This window comes from Streptococcus mitis, assembly GCF_000722695.1.
Taxonomy (GTDB): domain Bacteria; phylum Bacillota; class Bacilli; order Lactobacillales; family Streptococcaceae; genus Streptococcus; species Streptococcus mitis_O.
In genome coordinates this window covers 86713-105901 of the sequence record NZ_JPFU01000009.1, presented here as the reverse complement: position 1 = coordinate 105901, position 19189 = coordinate 86713, and the positions used below count along the sequence as shown (strand labels likewise).

Annotated in this window: 7 protein-coding genes, 1 tRNA gene and 4 pseudogenes; all 12 read right to left on the bottom strand. The window is 37.6% G+C overall.

Going from position 1 to position 19189, the window contains the following annotated elements; translation table 11 throughout:
- Nucleotides 1-311: 311 nt before the first annotated feature.
- Nucleotides 312-944, bottom strand: coding sequence for an ABC transporter ATP-binding subunit Vex2 (vex2, locus tag SK629_RS03645; protein WP_042900626.1), 633 nt, complete (start codon nucleotides 942-944; stop codon nucleotides 312-314).
- A gap of 12 nt (nucleotides 945-956) precedes the next feature.
- Nucleotides 957-2234 carry an ABC transporter permease gene (locus tag SK629_RS03640; protein WP_042900625.1) on the bottom strand — a complete coding sequence of 426 codons (1278 nt, stop codon included), beginning with the start codon at nucleotides 2232-2234 and terminating at the stop codon, nucleotides 957-959.
- Between the two features lie 167 nt (nucleotides 2235-2401).
- A complete protein-coding gene (locus SK629_RS03635; protein WP_042900624.1) occupies nucleotides 2402-12778 on the bottom strand; it encodes a YSIRK signal domain/LPXTG anchor domain surface protein in 10377 nt (3458 codons plus the stop codon).
- Between the two features lie 367 nt (nucleotides 12779-13145).
- Nucleotides 13146-13211, bottom strand: a pseudogene (locus SK629_RS12600) (flagellar assembly protein H domain protein); the annotation flags it as partial.
- A pseudogene (locus SK629_RS12455) lies at nucleotides 13212-13616 on the bottom strand (hypothetical protein); the annotation flags it as partial.
- Nucleotides 13617-14024: pseudogene (locus SK629_RS12595) on the bottom strand (hypothetical protein); the annotation flags it as partial.
- Between the two features lie 10 nt (nucleotides 14025-14034).
- A pseudogene (locus SK629_RS03615) lies at nucleotides 14035-14424 on the bottom strand (hypothetical protein); the annotation flags it as partial.
- Nucleotides 14425-15339, bottom strand: a complete 915-nt coding sequence (locus SK629_RS03610) for an Rpn family recombination-promoting nuclease/putative transposase (RefSeq protein ID WP_042900618.1) — start codon at nucleotides 15337-15339, stop codon at nucleotides 14425-14427.
- A gap of 207 nt (nucleotides 15340-15546) precedes the next feature.
- Nucleotides 15547-15632: transfer RNA gene (locus SK629_RS03605), tRNA-Leu, on the bottom strand.
- Between the two features lie 81 nt (nucleotides 15633-15713).
- A complete protein-coding gene (locus SK629_RS03600; protein ID WP_042900617.1) occupies nucleotides 15714-16289 on the bottom strand; it encodes a cysteine hydrolase family protein in 576 nt (191 codons plus the stop codon).
- Nucleotides 16289-17077, bottom strand: coding sequence for a GTP-sensing pleiotropic transcriptional regulator CodY (codY, locus tag SK629_RS03595; RefSeq protein WP_042900615.1), 789 nt, complete (start codon nucleotides 17075-17077; stop codon nucleotides 16289-16291). The genes SK629_RS03600 and codY overlap by 1 nt, the downstream gene beginning before the upstream one ends.
- A gap of 255 nt (nucleotides 17078-17332) precedes the next feature.
- The gene (locus SK629_RS03590; RefSeq protein ID WP_042900614.1) at nucleotides 17333-18907 is read right to left on the bottom strand and encodes a DEAD/DEAH box helicase; all 1575 of its coding nucleotides are present in this window, start codon (nucleotides 18905-18907) and stop codon (nucleotides 17333-17335) included.
- Nucleotides 18908-19189: the final 282 nt, after the last annotated feature.

The window sequence follows — 19189 nt, the reverse complement described above, 5'->3', positions numbered from 1 at the left end:
TTATTTCAATGTCTTATAACTTATATAAATTATTTTTTTACTATTTCCCTTAGATTGTGCGGACGGGAGCAACTTCCTGTAGGAATTTCATCCCTAATTTTTGAGCCCTTCGCCCTTTAATTTCTATGCTCAGGCTAAAATAGTTCCCCAAACTATTTTACTCTCAAAAATTCCGGCCTAGATAATAACTTTGTTATTATCTAGGCTATCACTACTGCGGGAAATAGTTGTTAAAGACTCACTTCGTTTATTATTACTTTACACGTATCTGGTTACCAACTAATACTATTTTAAAGTTTAATAACTAGATTCTATATTTCAATCAGTTTCTTATCCTTCAATTCAAGTGTAATATCTGACGCTTGTGCCACTTCTTTACTGTGGGTGACGACGATGACACATTTACCTGTTTTCTGGGCAAGTGATTTGAGCAGTTCGACAATATCTCCAGCAGTTTTAGGGTCCAGATTTCCTGTTGGCTCATCAGCTAGAATAACTGGAGCTTCCGATACCAAACTGCGAGCAATAGCCACACGTTGTTGTTGACCACCTGATAACTGGAGAACATTCCGCTTGATCTGACTTTCATCCAAACCAAGTTCAAGAAGTGTATCCTTACTTGCCTTTTTGTTGACCAAGCGGATATTTTCCAGTGGAGAAAGATAATCTATCAAGTTATAATTTTGAAAGACCAAGGAAATATGGTGCATACGATGGTAAGAATACCCCTTCTTACGAATGTCCTCTCCTTGGAAAAGAATAGAACCTTCAACAGGACTATCTAGACCAGCCAGGAGGGACAAGAGAGTAGATTTTCCTGCTCCTGACTCCCCAATAATACTATAAAATTTCCCGGGTTCAAAATTATAATTGATCTGATATAAAACTGCCTCAGCAGTGTTCTTATAACGGTAGGTAACATCTTGTAATTGTAATAAAGTCATGATTTCTCCTTCTTAACTAATAGATGATAAAATTTCCTTAGGCGATTTTCTAAATAAAAATAGGAAACAAAAGGCTAGTGATAAGCAACTAAGCAGAACTAGAAAAACATAGGATTCTGCAAAAGATAATAAACTACTTGATAGACCACTTGCTTTAGCTAGCGTGTCTTGTAGGGCTGCCTGGTCTACACTTGCTAGTAGGGTTTGGAGTAGGTAAGTTATGATTGCGTTTCCTGTAGCAAATGCTGGAAGCAGAGCACCAAGAGATACCAAAACTACCTCTAAACAGAATTGTAGAAAAATCGAGCTCTTACCTTTTCCAAGTGCAAGTAAAATTCCCACTTCGTAGACCCTTTCCCTCAACCAGAGAGACAAAACCAAAATTAAGGCTCCTGCTCCTGCTATCAACATCCCATAAAGGAAGATGGTCAGGAAGGTTTGGAAGGTTGCTACTGAGTCTTTGATTTGTTCAAATGCCTTGTTCTCCTTCTCAACTTGGTAACCTTGACTTTCCAATGCCAAGTTTTCTACCTGCTTCATGAGTCCGTCCATTTCCTTAGGACTTTCTACATAGAAGCGAGCTGCACTGACTTGAGCTTCACTATTCCCCAAAAGGGTCTGGCTACTTTCATAGTCTGTAAAGACCTGGTTTTCACTGAAGTCTGAAGACAAGCCTGTAAATTTCTCTTGTTTTTTACCAGAGAAAATTCCGACGATTTCAAACTCGACAGTTTGTCCTTTCCCAGCTTCTGACTGACTAGCATCTAAGGTAATCTTGTCATGAAGCGAAAGACTATTCTTCTTAGCTAGCTCTTCGTGGATGATGATTTTCTTTGAATCCCCTTTTTGAAGGTATCGCCCTTCTTTTAGATTGAAAGCTGAACTGGTAAAGGTGACATCCTTGGATGAATCCTCAAGAGCCGTTAAACTAACCAAGTTCTTATCTTCAGCGGACAAGTCATCACGTTCTACACTCTGCTCACCACTCACCGCTTCCTTGTCTTTCAACTTTGCAACCGTCTCGAATTCAGGAGAGACATTTTCCAGTCCTTTAATCTTGCTCACGGACGCTAGATCTGACAACTTAAAAGTCTGACCATTTTCTATCTTCTTAATAGAAAAAGATGTGTTGAGTGATTTGTAAAGATTGGTTTCCACTGTTTTATTGGACTTCATCAGAGTCAAACAGGCTGAAATTCCTGCTAATAAGACCAATAAAATCAGAAATAAAATAAAACTTCTCAGTCGTTTTCTGCTGACATAAGCCCAAGCTCTTTGAAATGGATTCATTTGTCACCTCCATATTTGTAAGACTATTATAAAATTCAAATATGAAATGTTTATGAAATACAAAAAAAGAACTAGAGTTCTCACAAATGAGTGAGTTTTCTAGTTCTTTTTGATTTCCAAAGACTTTATGTAGGGAAAGCTACTAAGGATCAGATGAGATCATCTATTTATGCTTCCTCTTCATCGTCTTTTTTCTTTTTGGCAAATAGCAAACCAAATGCGCCAAGAAGAGAGAGAACTCCTAATGCACCTGTAGCACGGTCTTCTTGTGTACCAGTATTTGGCAATACTGCTTGCGGTTGAGAAACTGATGAATCAGTTTCAGACACTTCATGCGGCAATTGAGCAGGTACTTCAACTGTTTGACTTGGTTGTTCAGTAGGTTGAGTAGCTGGCACCTCAGCAGGGTTAGCAGTATTCTGTCTAGAATTTGTAACGTCAGATGGAGTAGCTGGTCTTTGTTGACCGTCACCTGTTGGTCTAACTTGGCTCACTTTTCTGAAGACGTGAGTTACAACATCACCTTTAGTTTCTGTTCTTACAAATACATACCCTTCAATTTCACCATGTTCAAATGCTTCGTTCGCTTCACCTAAAACTTTTGGTGCTTTTGCATCTGCTGGTTTTAGCTCGTTACCTTTTTCATCAACCCATTTAGTGATGAGAAGTTTAGTTTGATGCTTAATTGGAGGTTCAATAAGATTTCCATTTTCATCAACACCTGTTGTTCCTATTGGAGATGTATATTCAGGAATATCAACAACTGGTGGAACAAGAGTTATTAATTTTTCTCCTGGTATCTCATGACTTATATCAGTATTTGGATCAGTTATTGTAACTTTTCCAGTTTTATCTACTGTTACTTTTTTACCTGGATTAGCTTTTTCAACTGATTCTTTTACTTTATCCTGTTCTTCTTGTGTTAAGTTATCAGGATCTTTTACTGGAATCTTATCAGCTGGTATTACTGGTTCAAAGTCTTGGTTCACTAAGTCTGTTCCTGGAATTGTATGACTGATTCCTGTTGTCGGATCTGTCACTGTTGCTGTTCCGTCGTCTCCTACTGTTACTTCCTTACCTGGGTTCTTGTCTTTGACTTTGTCTGCCACTTGTTTCTTCTCTTCTGGAGTTAAGTGGGCTGTGTCTTTGACTGGAACTTTGTCGGTTGGTTTCACTAGTTCGAAGTCTTGGTTTACTAGCTCTGTTCCTGGAATTGTATGACTGATTCCTGTTGTTGGATCTGTCACTGTTGCTGTGCCATCGTCTCCTACTGTTACTTCCTTACCTGGGTTCTTGTCTTTGACTTTGTCTGCCACTTGTTTCTTCTCTTCTGGAGTTAAGTGGGCTTTGTCTTTGACTGGAACTTTTTCGCTTGGTTTCACTGGTTCGAAGTCTTTAACAGTTAGATCTTTTGCTGGGATTAGTACTGATTCTCCAGTTGTCTTATCAGTTACAGTAACATTACCCTTATCATCCGCTGTAACAATTGTATTTGGATTAGATTCTTTAACTTTATCCACCAATTTTTCGACTTCTTTCGGTGTTAAATGTTCTGGATCTGGAACTACAATTGGTAGTGGAATGGTTACTTCAAATTCTCTTGCAGGTTCACCTTTAGCCCTAGTTAATTTACCAGGAATTGTAATATCGCTAGTTCCTTCTTTTGGAAGTTTACCATCTTCTTGGGCAATTCCTTTTCCTGTTGTTGGATTTTTAGGTAATTCGTTATGAGTTAACTCTACTTTTCCTCCAGTCACAACTTTTTCACTAGCAATACCTGGCAATTTAATTTTAGTACCTTCAGGAACTCCATCAACTGTTACTTCAACATTTCCTGTTTGTGGATTTTGTGTTCCTACCGTAAATGTTGGGGTTGATGTAGCTGGTTTTTCTTTATAGGCTACATCTACGATTTGTGGTTGATCCGTTAATGTTACCGTCTTGTCGCCTTTATCCACTGGAACGTAAACTTTATCACCTACTTTAATTTCGGTTGGTGTATACGTGATTGGCTCACCTTGGTGATGATCACCAGCTGGAACGCGAATCTCAATTGGCTCTCCCTTAGTATCTTGTCCTACTTTTGGTTGGTATTTCAAGACTGTTGAGGCATCTTTTTCTTTATAGGCTACATCTACGATTTGTGGTTGATCCGTTAATGTTACCGTCTTGTCGCCTTTATCCACTGGAACGTAAACTTTATCACCTACTTTAATTTCGGTTGGTGTATACGTGATTGGCTCACCTTGGTGATGATCACCAGCTGGAACGCGAATCTCAATTGGCTCTCCCTTAGTATCTTGTCCTACTTTTGGTTGGTATTTCAAGACTGTTGAGGCATCTTTTTCTTTATAGGCTACATCTACGATTTGTGGTTGATCCGTTAATGTTACCGTCTTGTCGCCTTTATCCACTGGAACGTAAACTTTATCACCTACTTTAATTTCGGTTGGTGTATACGTGATTGGCTCACCTTGGTGATGATCACCAGCTGGAACGCGAATCTCAATTGGCTCTCCCTTAGTATCTTGTCCTACTTTTGGTTGGTATTTCAAGACTGTTGAGGCATCTTTTTCTTTATAGGCTACATCTACGATTTGTGGTTGATCCGTTAATGTTACCGTCTTGTCGCCTTTATCCACTGGAACGTAAACTTTATCACCTACTTTAATTTCGGTTGGTGTATACGTGATTGGCTCACCTTGGTGATGATCACCAGCTGGAACGCGAATCTCAATTGGCTCTCCCTTAGTATCTTGTCCTACTTTTGGTTGGTATTTCACTTCTGTTGACACAACTCCCACATACACAGTCAACGGATCGCTTTCTTTACCTTGACTGTCAACCGCCTTAAGAACTACTGTATAACGTCCAGCTGGAGTTGCTTTTCCTGGTGTTTCTGTTAATCCTGAAACAATTTTTACAGTTGGTGTGCCGTACGGTTGGTCAGTCTCATTTGTAGCTTTATCTTCTGCATCTCCAACAGTTACTAGATTTTCTAGCATAGCCTTGGTGATAGTAGTTCCTGATGGGAAGACTTTACGTGCTGTTTCGCTACTTGCTTCTGATCCTTTATAAGATAGTATAGGCTTATTATTCGTAACATTAGCAACTTTCCACTTGCCTGTCGCACTTGGCTCTTGACCTGCTTCTGGTTGATTATATACACGAAGTCCTAATCCACTACCATATGATTCAGTGTTATCTCCATTAGCAGATTCTTCTTTAATGTGAAGTTTAGTAGATCCACTTTGTTCATTTAGTTCAATACGAATATTATTTTCTGCTGGGTTAGTAGTACTTACTGTTGAACTAATTCTTCCAACATATCCATTCGCATTAGCAACTGCTGTATTATTTGCTCTTGTTGCATCTGTATGCCATGTACCATCTGCTCCACGCACAAGAACAATACTTTTTGGTGTATTGCTTGTTTCTGTGCTGTTGTGGAATCGTAATTCCATACGTTTAGCATCATGTGGTACTTTAACATCAATATGTTTGCTACCTGCAATGGTTGCATTTACTGAGTAATCACCCATTTCAACAGCTTTAACATCACTAACTACACTAATATCATCTGCAGTAGTAGAACCTTTAATTTTCGTTGTAACTGTTAAACCTCTTGGTTGAGTTGTTTCACCATTTTTAGCAACCGATGTACGAAGTTTGACATCATCAGGAAGTGTAGCTGTCCATGTATTACCGTTGATTCTTACTCCACCATTATTTTCACTTGTCAACACTCGGTTAGTTCCATCATTCAATGCAACAGACACTACCGTATTACTGCTATTCGCATTTAATCCACCTAATGTACCTGTAATAGTACGTGAAGTCGAAGTCACTTTATTACTATTAAATGTTGGTTTTGGTGGCGTTACGCTCACCGTTACATTGATTGTCTTACTTGGTGTCGCTTGAGTTGCAGCTGGTAAATTATCCCCTGTTTGTGATACTGGTAATGTAACCTTCACTTGGAATGTTTGTTTACCTGATGTACTAGCTACCTTATTTCCTACCCATTCATATCTTGTTCCATTAGGTAAAGTATCAGAACCAGTAGCATTCTTCACAGCAGCTTTTGCCTGTTCAGCACTTAATGTAGTACCTTGGCTAACAGAAACATTTTTACTATCTGCAATATCAAATACTTTATGCTCTAATGTAGCTGAATGTTCTAAATTACCTGTAGAAGTTGGACGATTTGTATGACGACCATAGTCATATCTACCAATAAATGTATAAACCGTTTTCCCTACTGGATCTGATGCAAGAGTTCTAGTAAAGCTTGTTCCGCTTTGCTCTGCTCCTCCACTACGTTTATAAAGCCAATTCATTCCACCAGGAATATTATTTCCTGTATTACTATAATAATCTGAATGTCCATTACTTCGAGTTACATCTTTAAAGTCATAAATAGTATTAGCAATTGGGAATGTATTAAGAACTTTATACGTTAAACGAACTTTTTTCGTTCTGTTTTCTCCGAAATTAACAGTTGCTTCTACAGTTTTTGTTTCTTCACTTCCACGAGTAATCGTATTTGTTTCAAGTACTGCTGTTACAGTTGCTCCCTGAGGTAAATCAACTTTTTCATTTCCTTCTTGGACTTGAATAAATCTCTTCAACTCGTCTGCTGTTATCGTTTCTCCACGTTTAACATTGATAATATCACGAGCTACTAGATTATAACCAACTTTGAAATAACCTAGACTTGCTCCCTCTGCTGAATCTGCATGACTCTGATTACCAGAAGCATCTGATGTTTTAGCAATTACTTCATATGTGGCTGGATCGATTTCTTTTTTCAAGCTATTAATAACAGCTGTTTTTTCAACACCATTTTCGACAATCTGTACTTTAGTGTTACCTTTCTTAACCCACATATTTAATTTATTACGAACAGTATTACTTGAAGGATTTGTTACATCATCCTTATCGTAGTTATCTGTCAATTTGGCTAAGCTAGCAAAAGAAGTATTATCTGCTAGACGGTTTGCTTGGGCACTTGTAGTCGCTAAAGTATTTGAAGTTGAACGTTCAACTCGAGGAGCTGTTGGATCAACAGGTACAAAGTAAACATTAATCACATTTGTATTATTAGCATTTGTAGTTCCACGATCTGCTAGTAATTCGTTATTTGTATATTTCGGCATTAGATATAATTGTTTTCTTACAACTAATGAATTACCATTTTGCCCTTTAACAACATTAGTTAAAGGAATTGCATTTGCACTATTTGCAGCTGAAATATTATCGTTTCCTAGAGTAGTACCAACAATATTTCTATTGTTGATATCTGTACGATTATTCTCAACAAGCTTATTCGTAGTATTATCAACGTTTCCTCCACCACCATATGATGTTGGATTTACTAAATCTAATACGTTAACTCCTACTCCATTTTTACTAAAGTATCCAGTAGATGTATTTCTACTGAAACCATTAGAATTTGCTTCTCCTAATGCTTTATCATTCCCTGTAACAGTCGTTAGGGATGGTTGTCCTTGACTATTTTTTGGAGTAGCGGTAATAGTTTTTAAAACTTCATTTGTTTGTAGAGCAACACCACTCGTTGCATCAAATTTATAAATTAACGATTTTCTATCCTGACTCCATTCAAACCCTGGATCTGTTGAACGGTTTGCAGGTTTTCCATTATTCGTAAACGTAATATTATAATCATCACGAATATGCGCAAATCGAGTAACGACATTATTTCTCGGATCAATTTGTAATTCTGCAATCTTATTATCTTTGTCTAATGCGGTAATTAATCCAGTATCCGAAATAGTAATATCAGAAGCTTGTTTTCCTCTTAATACTCCATTTTTATTTGCTTCAAAAATTGCTTGCTTAATCGTATTTTTTTCAGCCTCAGAAAGAGTTCCTCTACGATTATTCGTCAAATCTTGGACTTGTACGACTAATTTATCAGTTGCTAAGTTTGAAAGTCTACTTCTTCCTGTAACATTTCTATTTTCACTATTATCAGAATTTACAGAATAAGCTGTAGCACCTTGTCCTCCACTAACTTTTACGACTGCATGAACTTGTTGTCCTTCTGTTAAGTTAGCTGTAAAGTTCTCTGCTGATAAAGTTGTCGTACCATTTCTATCTGTTACAGTCTTACTAGCGACTTTAGTAGTTCCTTGATATAGTTCAACCGTTACAGTTGCTCCATTTTGTAATTGAGCATTTGTTGGAAGGTTTTCTACCGTTACAGTTGGTTTTGAACTTGCTGTACCATAGAATTGAGGTTGAGATATTGTTGGTGTGTTTGGCTTCACATTGAACTCAACTGTTTTTTCCAAGTACCCTCTGCCAGCTACAGAAGCAGTATCTCCAGTTAATCCGGTTGTAGGATTTGTTGGTAATCCTTTTGTAGAAGTTTTACTATTTGGGAAATATGCTCTTGCCTTAACAGAATGTTTTCCAATCTTATCAAAAGAAACATACTCTCTAATTTCAGTATTTCCTTTTAGATAGCGGAATTTCATATCTGAACCAAAGTTTCCATCTCCTCTATTCGTTCCATCTGTTGTTGTTAAATAGTGATTTGGATCCACACTGGTTTCGTTAAGTCTTAAAACATCTGAACGAGTGTTATCATCAACTCGTATACCTCTATCTTCAAAAGCTAAATCATACGTTTTAACTTTGAATTTTAGTATAGCTTGATTTCCTTTGTTTTCACTTCCTGTTGCATCGTCTGAAACTTTTAAGGTAACAGTATTTGTCCCTAATGCAGCATTTGGATCCACTCTACCCGTAATAGTAGCAGTTGCAGGATTTGTTTCTGAACCACTATTTTGTGAAAGAGTATTTCCATTATTCAAGTTAACTCCAGTAGGCAATCCACTAATGTGCTTAATATTAATTTTTCCATTTGTATTATTATCAAACATTTTTAATGGAATATTTAAAGTTGCCCCTCTGAAGACTTCAACTACTGGAAGATTATTTTCATTACTTCCTAACACAGACTCTGTATTATTGGTTGGATTTGTCATTTTAACAGTAGGAGCGACAGTATCCGTCACATTAAACGTCATTGCTACTGCTTTTTGAGCAGGTGTGTAAATTGTATAATTTACTCTGTCTATTGTTTTTGTATTTACAGTACTAGGGAATATTGCCGTTGCGGTATACTTAGTAATTCTTCCTAACTCATTTAACTTCGTATTATTATCAACATCAGTAATTCTAATATTTCTAAGATCGATCTCTTTCCATTTAAACTGCATTCTATCTGGATAGTACTTATCATTTGCTATAGTATCACTTTCTGCCACTTTGAAGTGATCATGAGGGTCTCCTAATGTACTTCCAACAGCACGATTTTCTGTCGTACTATTTTTTGCTTGAATATCTACAATACGATATTTAAATTTATATGTTTCTCTATTACCATATTGGTCAGATGCTTCAACTGATGCAATTTGTTCCCCTAATGTAGCATCATCTGCAACTTTATTACTATCATCACCAGAAATTGTATGATTTAAAACAGTAGTAGTTCCTACACGCTCTTTATCAACATTATCAACTTTATTAAAATAAACCCCTTTTGGTAAGTTTCTTACCATCAAGCTACCAATTCTACTCTCATCTGTTACATTGAATGTTGGGTTAAATGCAGCTCCACGATAAATAATAAATTGATTTTCTTCTGCATTTGTAGTCAATGTTCTACCATTCATTGTAACAACTGGCTTATTAGAGTCTGGAACTGTTAAGTTTGTAAAATGAAAATCTACATAACGCACAGAATCATCTTTATTTCCTGTTGATGCATTTTTTTCATTATCCATGTAGGTAATTTTAACTTGTTTCTTAACCCCTACTTTAGCAGCATTAGTATCGAAACTTGCTGAATCAGCATCAAATGTAGTTTTCGCTAATTCGATAATTTTTTGTTTTTGAGCTTCAGTTAAAACTTGTCCAATTGATAAGTTGTTTAACTCACGAGGTAGAGTTACATATTTTGTTTCCTCATAAGCAGCTGCTCCTTGTGGAGTATAACGTACTTTTACAGGGACAATTTTTTCACCTGTTAAATTGCTATTTCCATCTGCCCACTCTACATTTTTAATGGCACGGCTTTTAATATCATTTGAAGAACCAGGGAATCTATCTGAATTCCCTTTAAATATATTTCTAAATGTATCTGCATTCCCTTCATTCCAATTTGTAAACAAATCAGGAATTCTACTTGAAACATTATTATATCCAGAAATAAAGTCTGTGGCATTTCCTAAGTTATCAGTTGTTTTTCGAGCTTGATTCTCTTTTGCTTCATTTTTTATAGGCTCAAAAATATCTGACTGAGTTACAATATTAAATGAGAATGGAATTTTAATCGTTGAACCATTATATGTTCCTTCTAAGTAAGCTAAATGTCCACCTTTTGTTCTATCTTTAGAGTTCGTTAAAGCGTCATTAGGATTATTATAATTATAGAAGTTATGAATATGAGAATACTTAGAACCATCAATGGTTGCTGTAGGAGTTATTTTTAGTAATAATCCTCCTTTTCGAGGTCTTTCATCTTGACCAGTAGTATTATTTCTTAATACTAATCCTGCGTCAATAAATCTATCTCCCATTACAGTACTTACAGCATCACTATTAAAACTGTATGAAGAATTTTCAAAAGCTCCTAATTGAGTTCCTTTTAAGAAAGTTTTCTTTTTAAAGTCCCCGTTCGTAAATGAATCTGTTTTAATAGTATAGGCATCTTTCAATGTTCCCCATTGAGAGTAACTTCTGTGTTGAGTTAATCCCAAAGTAGTTTCATATGTCTTCACACCTGCAACATAATAAGGAGCATCTCCACTATTAGAATGTGTTGTAAATTCGAATGAATAAGAATGGTTAAATCCTCCTGGATTTCTTCCTTGAGGCTGAATTGCGATAATGTTTTTAGTTGAGTTTCTAATATTTTCAAATAGGAAATCCGATTTTTGAATAATATCTCCATTTACACCACTTCTATTAAAGTAGTAGTTGGTAGAATTCTTAACAAAATCTTCTAATGTTCTAATAGGTGCTTGAATATATGGACGACCATTAATAAGACCTGTACCTTTGTAATATTCTCCACCATTAACGCCTTCAGTTGTACCCATTTTACCATTCAGAAGACCTTTAGATTTTTCCAATACATCTTCAATAGTTCCTGTTGCAATTTGTGATTCATTTTCTTTTAACACAACTGAACTACTAAAATTATGTCCGTCAGGCAATGTAAAGTAGTAGAATGGTTTTTGGTGAGGTTCATGACCATTATTAAATTGAATTTTCCAGTTAAACTCATAACCTGATTGTTCGTTCCCTGATACACGATTTACCTGTACATAAACCCTATTTCTAGTCCATGCAATCCTTTGAGGTCCTTGCATATTATTATTGTTAATCGGGCTATTTTCAGCATTATTCGAGTTATACAAGAATGTCCCTACTGGATAATTATATCCATGATAGTTTGGATCATTAATACCTGCTGATTGGAATCTTCTAACGTCATCGTTTGTAATCATCCATGCTGTGTATGCATTCCCGAACTCCGTATTAGCTCCTTCTCTAGTATTAGGTGCTCTAAAATAAGATTCTGGGAGCATTTTATTTCCATTTAGAGAATCACGCTTCCCTGAATGTTCACGAGTTACTGCTAAGGCAAGTTTTTTCTCTGCTTGCTTACCTTGCTTCATTAACTCTTCTATTTCTGAAGCAGTTAATTTCGGATTTGCTAACCCATTTTTGACAGAGCGGACAATTTCTTCTACCCCCTCCAAGAGTTTCTTGGTCTCAGGGCGTTCAATTTTTTTAGCAGTATCTAAGTAAGTGATTAAATTTTTAGAAAGCGCTTCTAGTTTATCTTTATTAGCAGTGTCTTCCCCTTTATTTTCATCTTTTTGAACAGCTTTGATTTCTTCAGCCTGATTAGTAGGAGTCACAGCTTTATCAGATACTTTAAGCTCTTTTGTATTTTGAGCTTTAGAATCAGCTCTATCTTCCTTGTTAGAGGTTTTATCCTCAGTCTTAGACTTAAGCTGACGTACTTGCTCTGTAAGAGATTGAACTCGATTCACTTGATTTGTAAGCGTTTCCTTAGAAATATCTTCTCCATCAAGTAAACGCTTATTTTCGTCGGTTAATTGAGAAAGTTGATTAGATAGACTTAATAAACTTTCCTCATCTACTTTTGCAATTGCAGCTTGAAGTTCACTAATAGCCTGAACAAGAGGAGACTTATCCACTTGCTTCTGAGCAGCAGGTGTTTTGTCACTCTCTACTTCTTTTGATTTCTCTATAAGATTCTCTTTAGGAGGAACTCCCTCTGTCAGTCCCGTAACACCAGCATTTACCTTTTCAGTATTGGCCGTAACAGGTGATACAGGTAAAGTATCTGCCTTAACCGCACCATTAGCGAAAAACATTAATGCTGCTACGGCAACACTTGCAGCACCAAAATGGTATTTCCGAATAGAATAACGGTATAATTTTTCACCATTATCATTAGACTTTTTACCAAACATAAATATGTCCTTTCTATTGTTTCAGTAGAATAAGTTTAAAATCTTCGAGACACAAGGACTCAATGATATGTTAACTCTTTTAAAATAAAAAATCAAGTATTTACATAAACAACATCTAAAAATGTAAACGCTGTAATCATTATATTTCAAGGCATTTCTGATATATATATATATATATATATATGCAAAACTTATTATACAGCTGTTTTAGAGCATATATTATAAAAATTTAATATAAATAAAAAACAGATCTTACCTTTTGCTTCGGAAAAATCTGTCATTATTTTATTTTAAATGGTAGACTGCCTATCCTTACATTTTATAGACAGCGGATTGATGAAAGCTTATTATTGGGTAAAGAGCTTCTCCCAAAAAACTCCAACCATAGCTTGCGAACCTCGTCTTTGCTGGTTTCTCTGTATTTGTTAAGTTCTTATTTGTGATGCTCTTTCAATAGTTCTTCAAACTCTGAGACAGTCATACCTAATTGCTGACTAGCAACCTCAGGTGTTAGAAGACCTTGACGTACTAGATTTACTAAACCTACTTTTAATCCCTCTTCGATACCCTCTGCTCGCCCACGTTCAAGGCCTCGTTCTAATCCTCTTTCTTCAGCTTGTTCCAAGGCATAGTCCTGTGCTAACAAGGCTTGTTCTTCACGTCTGCGTTGTTCACTAAACATTTTCCTGTCCTCCTCGGACCAGCTCTTGTAGTCTAGCAGTTGGTCTGCCTGGCTGATGGCTCGTTCTGGTTGCTGGGTAAAGGGCTTGTTCCCAAAAAACTCCAACCATGGCTTACGAACCTCGTCTTTGCTGGTTTCTCTGTATTTTTTTAGTTCTTATTTGTGATGCTCTTTCAATAGTTCTTCAAACTCAGAGACAGTCATACCTAACTGTTGGCTGGCAACTTCAGAAGTCAAAAGACCTTGGCGAACCATATCTAAGAAAGCAAAGACTCTTCCTTCAACTTTTCCACGCTCTAGTCCCTGTTCAAGACCACGCTCTAAACCTTGTTCGATACCTTCGGCTCTAGCTGTTTCCAAGGCATAGTCATGAGCGAGTAAGGCTTGTTCTTCACGTCTGCGTTGTTCACTAAACATTTTCCTGTCCTCCTCGGACCAGCTCTTGTAGTCCAGCAGTTGGTCTGCTTGGCTAATGGCTCGCTCTGGTTGCTGAGTAAAGGGTTTATTCCCAAAAAACTCTAACCACGGCTTGCGAATGCTATCTTTGCTGGTTTCTCTGTATTTTTAGGTTTTATTAATGATAGTCTTTCAATAGTGACTCAAATTCAGCGACGGTCATTCCCAATTGTTCACTCGCAACCTCAGCGGTCAAAAGACCTTGGTGGACCATATCTAAGAAGGCAAAGAATTTTCCACGCTCCAGTCCCTGTTCAATACCACGTTCTAATCCTCTTTCTTCAGCTTGTTCCAAGGCATAGTCCTGTGCTAACAAGGCTTGTTCTTCGCGCATACGTAGTTGACTAAACATCTTCCTATCCTCCTCGGACCAGCTCTTGTAGTCCAGCAGTTGGTCTGCCTGACTGATGGCTCGCTCGGGTTCTTGAGTAAAGGGTTTATTCCCGAAAAACTCCAACCAGGGTTTGCGAACCTCGTCTTTGCTGGTCTCTCTATATTTTTTAAGTTCTTATTTGCGATGCTCTTTCAATAGTTCTTCAAACTCAGAGACAGTTATACCTAACTGTTGGCTGGCAATCTCAGGTGTCAGGATACCTTGACGAACCATATCTAGGAAGGCAAAAAGTTTCCCTTCTTCTCTTCCTTCAACTTTCCCACGTTCTAATCCTTTTTCTTCAGCTTGCTCCAAAGCATAGTCATGAGCCAATAGCGCTTGTTCTTCTCGCATACGTAGTTGACTAAACATTTTCCTGTCCTCCTCGGACCAGCTCTTATAGTCCAGCAGTTGGTCTGCCTGACTGATGGCTCGCTCGGGTTCTTGGGTAAAGGGTTTATTCCCGAAAAACTCCAACCAGGGTTTGCGAACCTCGTCTTTGCTGGTCTCTCTATATTTTTTTAGTTCTAAGAACGCCATCTTGACTAGATGGTTTTCTTGACCATTATTTGTGATGGTTAAGACCTCACCTGTCGTGTCCTCTCGCATACTAAAGCTATGAAAAGCCAGGTCATCTGAGAAATAATTACTATCCACAATAGCGATTGCGTATACTGGTGCGATGTGTTTGTAACTCTGATGAGTATCACCTTCACGTTGACGAATTTTTTCTAGATTTTGATTGACCTGACTGCATAAGTAAGCCCACAAACGATTGATAAAAAAATTCTGATGATGAACTTGGATTTCAATAATTACTTGCGTTCCATTATCTAGTTCAGCTAAAACATCTATACTGGTATAGAAATCCTGCGCCGAGTACGGCAGGGAAGGTAAGACGTGAATATTACTTCCCTCTAAAATAGTCACATTTTTTGCTGGCAAGTCCAGCATATCACGAATAAATTGACAAGTGATTTCTGGATTGCTAAAAATCTTCTTAGCAACCAAATCATTAGTTGGGCTAATGCCCGGATGACGTACAGTCATACTTTCTCTCCTTTCATTATAGCACATTTTTAAATCTAGATTTACTAGATTTGATTCTTCTATCTATTTATTCGGAAAAAGTAGAAAGAGTAAAGAAAATTAGGAGAAATTTCAAACTATATTATTTATCTGAAAGCGAAGGACGCCCACCATAGATATATAAACCTTATAAAACAAAAGAGCTAGCCTAAGCTAACTCTTGTCCTATGCGGAGAGAGGGACTTGAACCCTCACGACCTAAAGCGGTCACAGGATCCTTAGTCCTGCGCGTCTGCCAATTCCGCCATCCCCGCGTCGATTACTTTACTAGTATATCAACTTTTAGGATGCTTGTCAACACTTTTTTCAGATTTTTTTCATTTTTACTAAGCAAGTTAGTCTGAAATTTCATTTAGATTTTCATCTACTAACTTAGCTCCAAGTGTATTTTTGAAATGTCCAAGGGCAAATTGGTGATTTTCAGGCCAGATGGAAGCAACAGCTGGTTTAACAATCTCGATATCATATCCTAGATTATAGGCATCTATAGCTGTATGTAGGACACAGATATCGGTCAAAACTCCTGTTAAGATAACGGTAGACACTCGACGCTCTCTCAAACGGATATCCAGGTCAGTTCCCGAAAAAGCTGAGTAATGGCGTTTATCCATCCAAAAGACACGACTGTCTGAACCATGCTCTTGATAAAAGGTTCCCAAATCTCCGTATAAATTCCGTCCACTAGTGCCAATCAAATTGTGAGGAGGAAATAATTTACTTTCTGGATGGAAACAATCGTTTTCCTCGTGAGCATCAATGGTAAAGAAGATATAATCTCCGCGTTCAAAAGCTAACCGTGTCACCTTACTAATGGCTTCCGAAATAGCTTGAGCTGGAACACCTGCTGTCAATTTACCACTGTCAGCAACAAAATCTTCTGTATAATCAATCGAAATTAAAGCTTTAGCCATTAGTAATCTCTTTTCTTCACTTCTTCAAAAATATCTGAAATCAAGACCTTAAGGTAGGTTCCCTTCATTCCAAGCGAGCGACTTTCAATAATCCCCGCAGACTCAAGTTTACGAAGGGCATTGACAATCACAGAACGGGTAATTCCGATACGGTCTGCAATCACAGACGCAGTCAACTGCCCTTCATTGCCATTTAACTCCCCTAAAATTGCTGAAACAGCACGGAGTTCGGAATAAGAAAGGGTATTAACCGCCATGGTAACAGCAGTACGACGGCGAATATTTTTCTCATCCTCTTCACGTTGGAAGTTAAGAAGCTGAATCCCAACAACGGTAATGGCAATCTCAACAAGAATCAAGTCCTCGTCATCAAATTCTTTATCATTGCGCCAAATAATCAAAGAACCAAGGCGAATCCCTGATACATGAATCGGTGCAATAGTCGTCAAACCATCTGGAAAATCAGAACGACTTTCCACAGGGAAAATACTCAAATCATGATCAACTGTCAGATTGGCTTCTGTATCATAAATCATGTTGGCTCCCTGAATATATATATCAGGGAAAATCTTAGTTTGGAAGAACTGCTCTACACGATCCGTATTGGTTTTGTAACGCATAAAATAACCAAGGAGACGTCCCTTGCTATTGACGATACAAGCGTTACAGTCAATAATGTCTGCCAATTGACGGGTAATCGCATTGTAGGGAAGTTCTTCCTGTAACTGCTCCTCCGAACGCTTCAGAATAGAAGTAATTTTTCTAGTTTTTTCTAATAAATGTGCCATTTTTCACCTCGAATTTAATCGCTATCATTATAACATAAACAGCTTGAATTTTCAATTATTATCTGAAAATTGCTTATTTAATTGCAATTTGAAAAAACAAGAATATTTTTAATTAAATTGCTTCTTTTCTATTGACAAGCTCCCTATTTTTGTGTATTATAATATTACAAGAAGATAATATATCTATTTTATTTATCTTTCTTTTCCATTCGGTCTCCTTATATAAAAAAGCGATTCATTTTGAACCGCTTTTTCTTATTTATCGCCCTTGTTACGAATCACAAAGCCTGTTTTCTTTTCGCTTGAAGTAGTGCGTGGTTTTTTATTATCCTTACGGTAACGTTTTTCCTTATCAAAACGATTATCTCCACGACTGACTTTCTTGAAATCATCACGACGACCACCACGACGGTTATCTCCTCGGCGATTATCACGACGGTCATCTCCACGACGACCTCCCTTAGCTTTACCACCGAAGCCATTACCTGATGGTTTGAAAGGTAGTGGTTTTTCACGCGCAATTTCCACTTCAGGAAGGCTATCTGGATCTTGAACAGTCAGACTCAAGATATACATTGCCAATTCTTCTGGAGTAAATTCAGCAGCTAGCTTACGAGCATCCTTGCCAAATTTCTCAAAGTTAGCACGAATGGTTTCATCTGCAAAATCACGTTCAATTTTCTTGAGAGCTACTTGTTTTTTAGCTTGGAAGGCTTCTTCTGCACTTGCAGGTTTGAGACCTTTCATGCGTTTCTTGGTCAAGTTTTCAATAATTTGAAGGTAACCCATTTCATTTGGAGCAACAAAGGTAATCGACTGGCCTGACTTACCAGCACGACCTGTACGACCGATACGGTGAACATAACTTTCAGGATCTTGTGGAATATCGTAGTTATAGACATGAGTCACACCTGAAATATCCAAACCACGCGCTGCCACGTCTGTTGCAACCAAAACATCAAGGTTACCGTTTTTGAAGTCACGAAGGACACGAAGACGTTTGTTTTGGTCTAGGTCGCCATGAATTCCTTCTGCACGGAAGCCACGGATTTTAAGTCCACGAGTCAATTCATCTACACGACGTTTTGTACGACCAAATACGATAGCAAGCTCAGGCTGTTCCACATCCATGAGACGGGTCATGGTGTCAAATTTTTCTTGTTCCTTAACACGGATATAGTATTGGTCAACCAATTCTGTTGTCAATTCCTTGGCAGCAATCTTCACATGCTCAGGTTCTTTCATAAACTGAACACCGATACGTTTGATAGCATCTGGCATAGTTGCTGAGAAGAGCAAGGTTTGTCGATTTTCAGGGACACGAGAAATGATGGCTTCGATATCTTCAAGGAAGCCCATGTTGAGCATTTCATCTGCTTCGTCAAGAATCAAAGTTTCAATATCTTGTAATTTCAAGGCCTTGCGTTTAATCAAGTCCAAGAGGCGACCTGGAGTTCCCACCACGATATGGGCACCTGATTTAAGGGCCTTGATTTGTTTTTCGACGCTTGATCCACCATATACTGAGCGGACTTTGACTCCCTTACTACGACCAAAGCGGAAGAGTTCCTCTTGACTTTGGACAGCTAGTTCACGAGTTGGAGCGATGACCAAGGCTTGGATGGTCGCTTCTTCTGTACGGATTTTTTCAAGGGTTGGCAAGCCAAAGGCTGCGGTTTTTCCTGTACCAGTCTGAGCTTGACCGATAACGTCCTTGCCTTCTATAGCCAAGGGAATAGTTTGTTCTTGGATAGGACTGGCTTCTACAAAACCAGCTTTTTCAATCTCTGCTAGCAAATCAGCAGACAAGTTTAATTCATTAAATTTCACGTTCTTCTTCTTTCTAAAGGTGGTGCGAAGCCACCCTATAGGGCTTAGTTTATACTTTTCTTTTTATGACGTATTTTCATATACTGGATACAAAATCGTGTTGCTTCTTTTCCACAAAAGAAAAGTACTGTTTTCTTTGCAACCTATCTAGTATAACACAAGAGAGAAGCAAAAGATAGCCTAATCCGTAGATAATGTCATGTAAGCGGTTTTTCTGAGAAAATGAGGCCAAAATTTCCACTTTTTCATAAAATTTTTTAAAGCGTAGCAGAATTGTGCAAA

Excerpts from the sequence above, each read along its gene's own strand:
- SK629_RS03640 (WP_042900625.1), bottom strand. The coding sequence starts at position 2,234 with ATGAATCCATTTCAAAGAGCTTGGGCTTATGTCAGCAGAAAACGACTG.
- SK629_RS03635 (WP_042900624.1), bottom strand. The coding sequence starts at position 12,778 with ATGTTTGGTAAAAAGTCTAATGATAATGGTGAAAAATTATACCGTTAT.
- SK629_RS03610 (WP_042900618.1), bottom strand. The coding sequence starts at position 15,339 with ATGACTGTACGTCATCCGGGCATTAGCCCAACTAATGATTTGGTTGCT.
- vex2 (WP_042900626.1), bottom strand. The coding sequence starts at position 944 with ATGACTTTATTACAATTACAAGATGTTACCTACCGTTATAAGAACACT.
- codY (WP_042900615.1), bottom strand. The coding sequence starts at position 17,077 with ATGGCACATTTATTAGAAAAAACTAGAAAAATTACTTCTATTCTGAAG.
- SK629_RS03600 (WP_042900617.1), bottom strand. The coding sequence starts at position 16,289 with ATGGCTAAAGCTTTAATTTCGATTGATTATACAGAAGATTTTGTTGCT.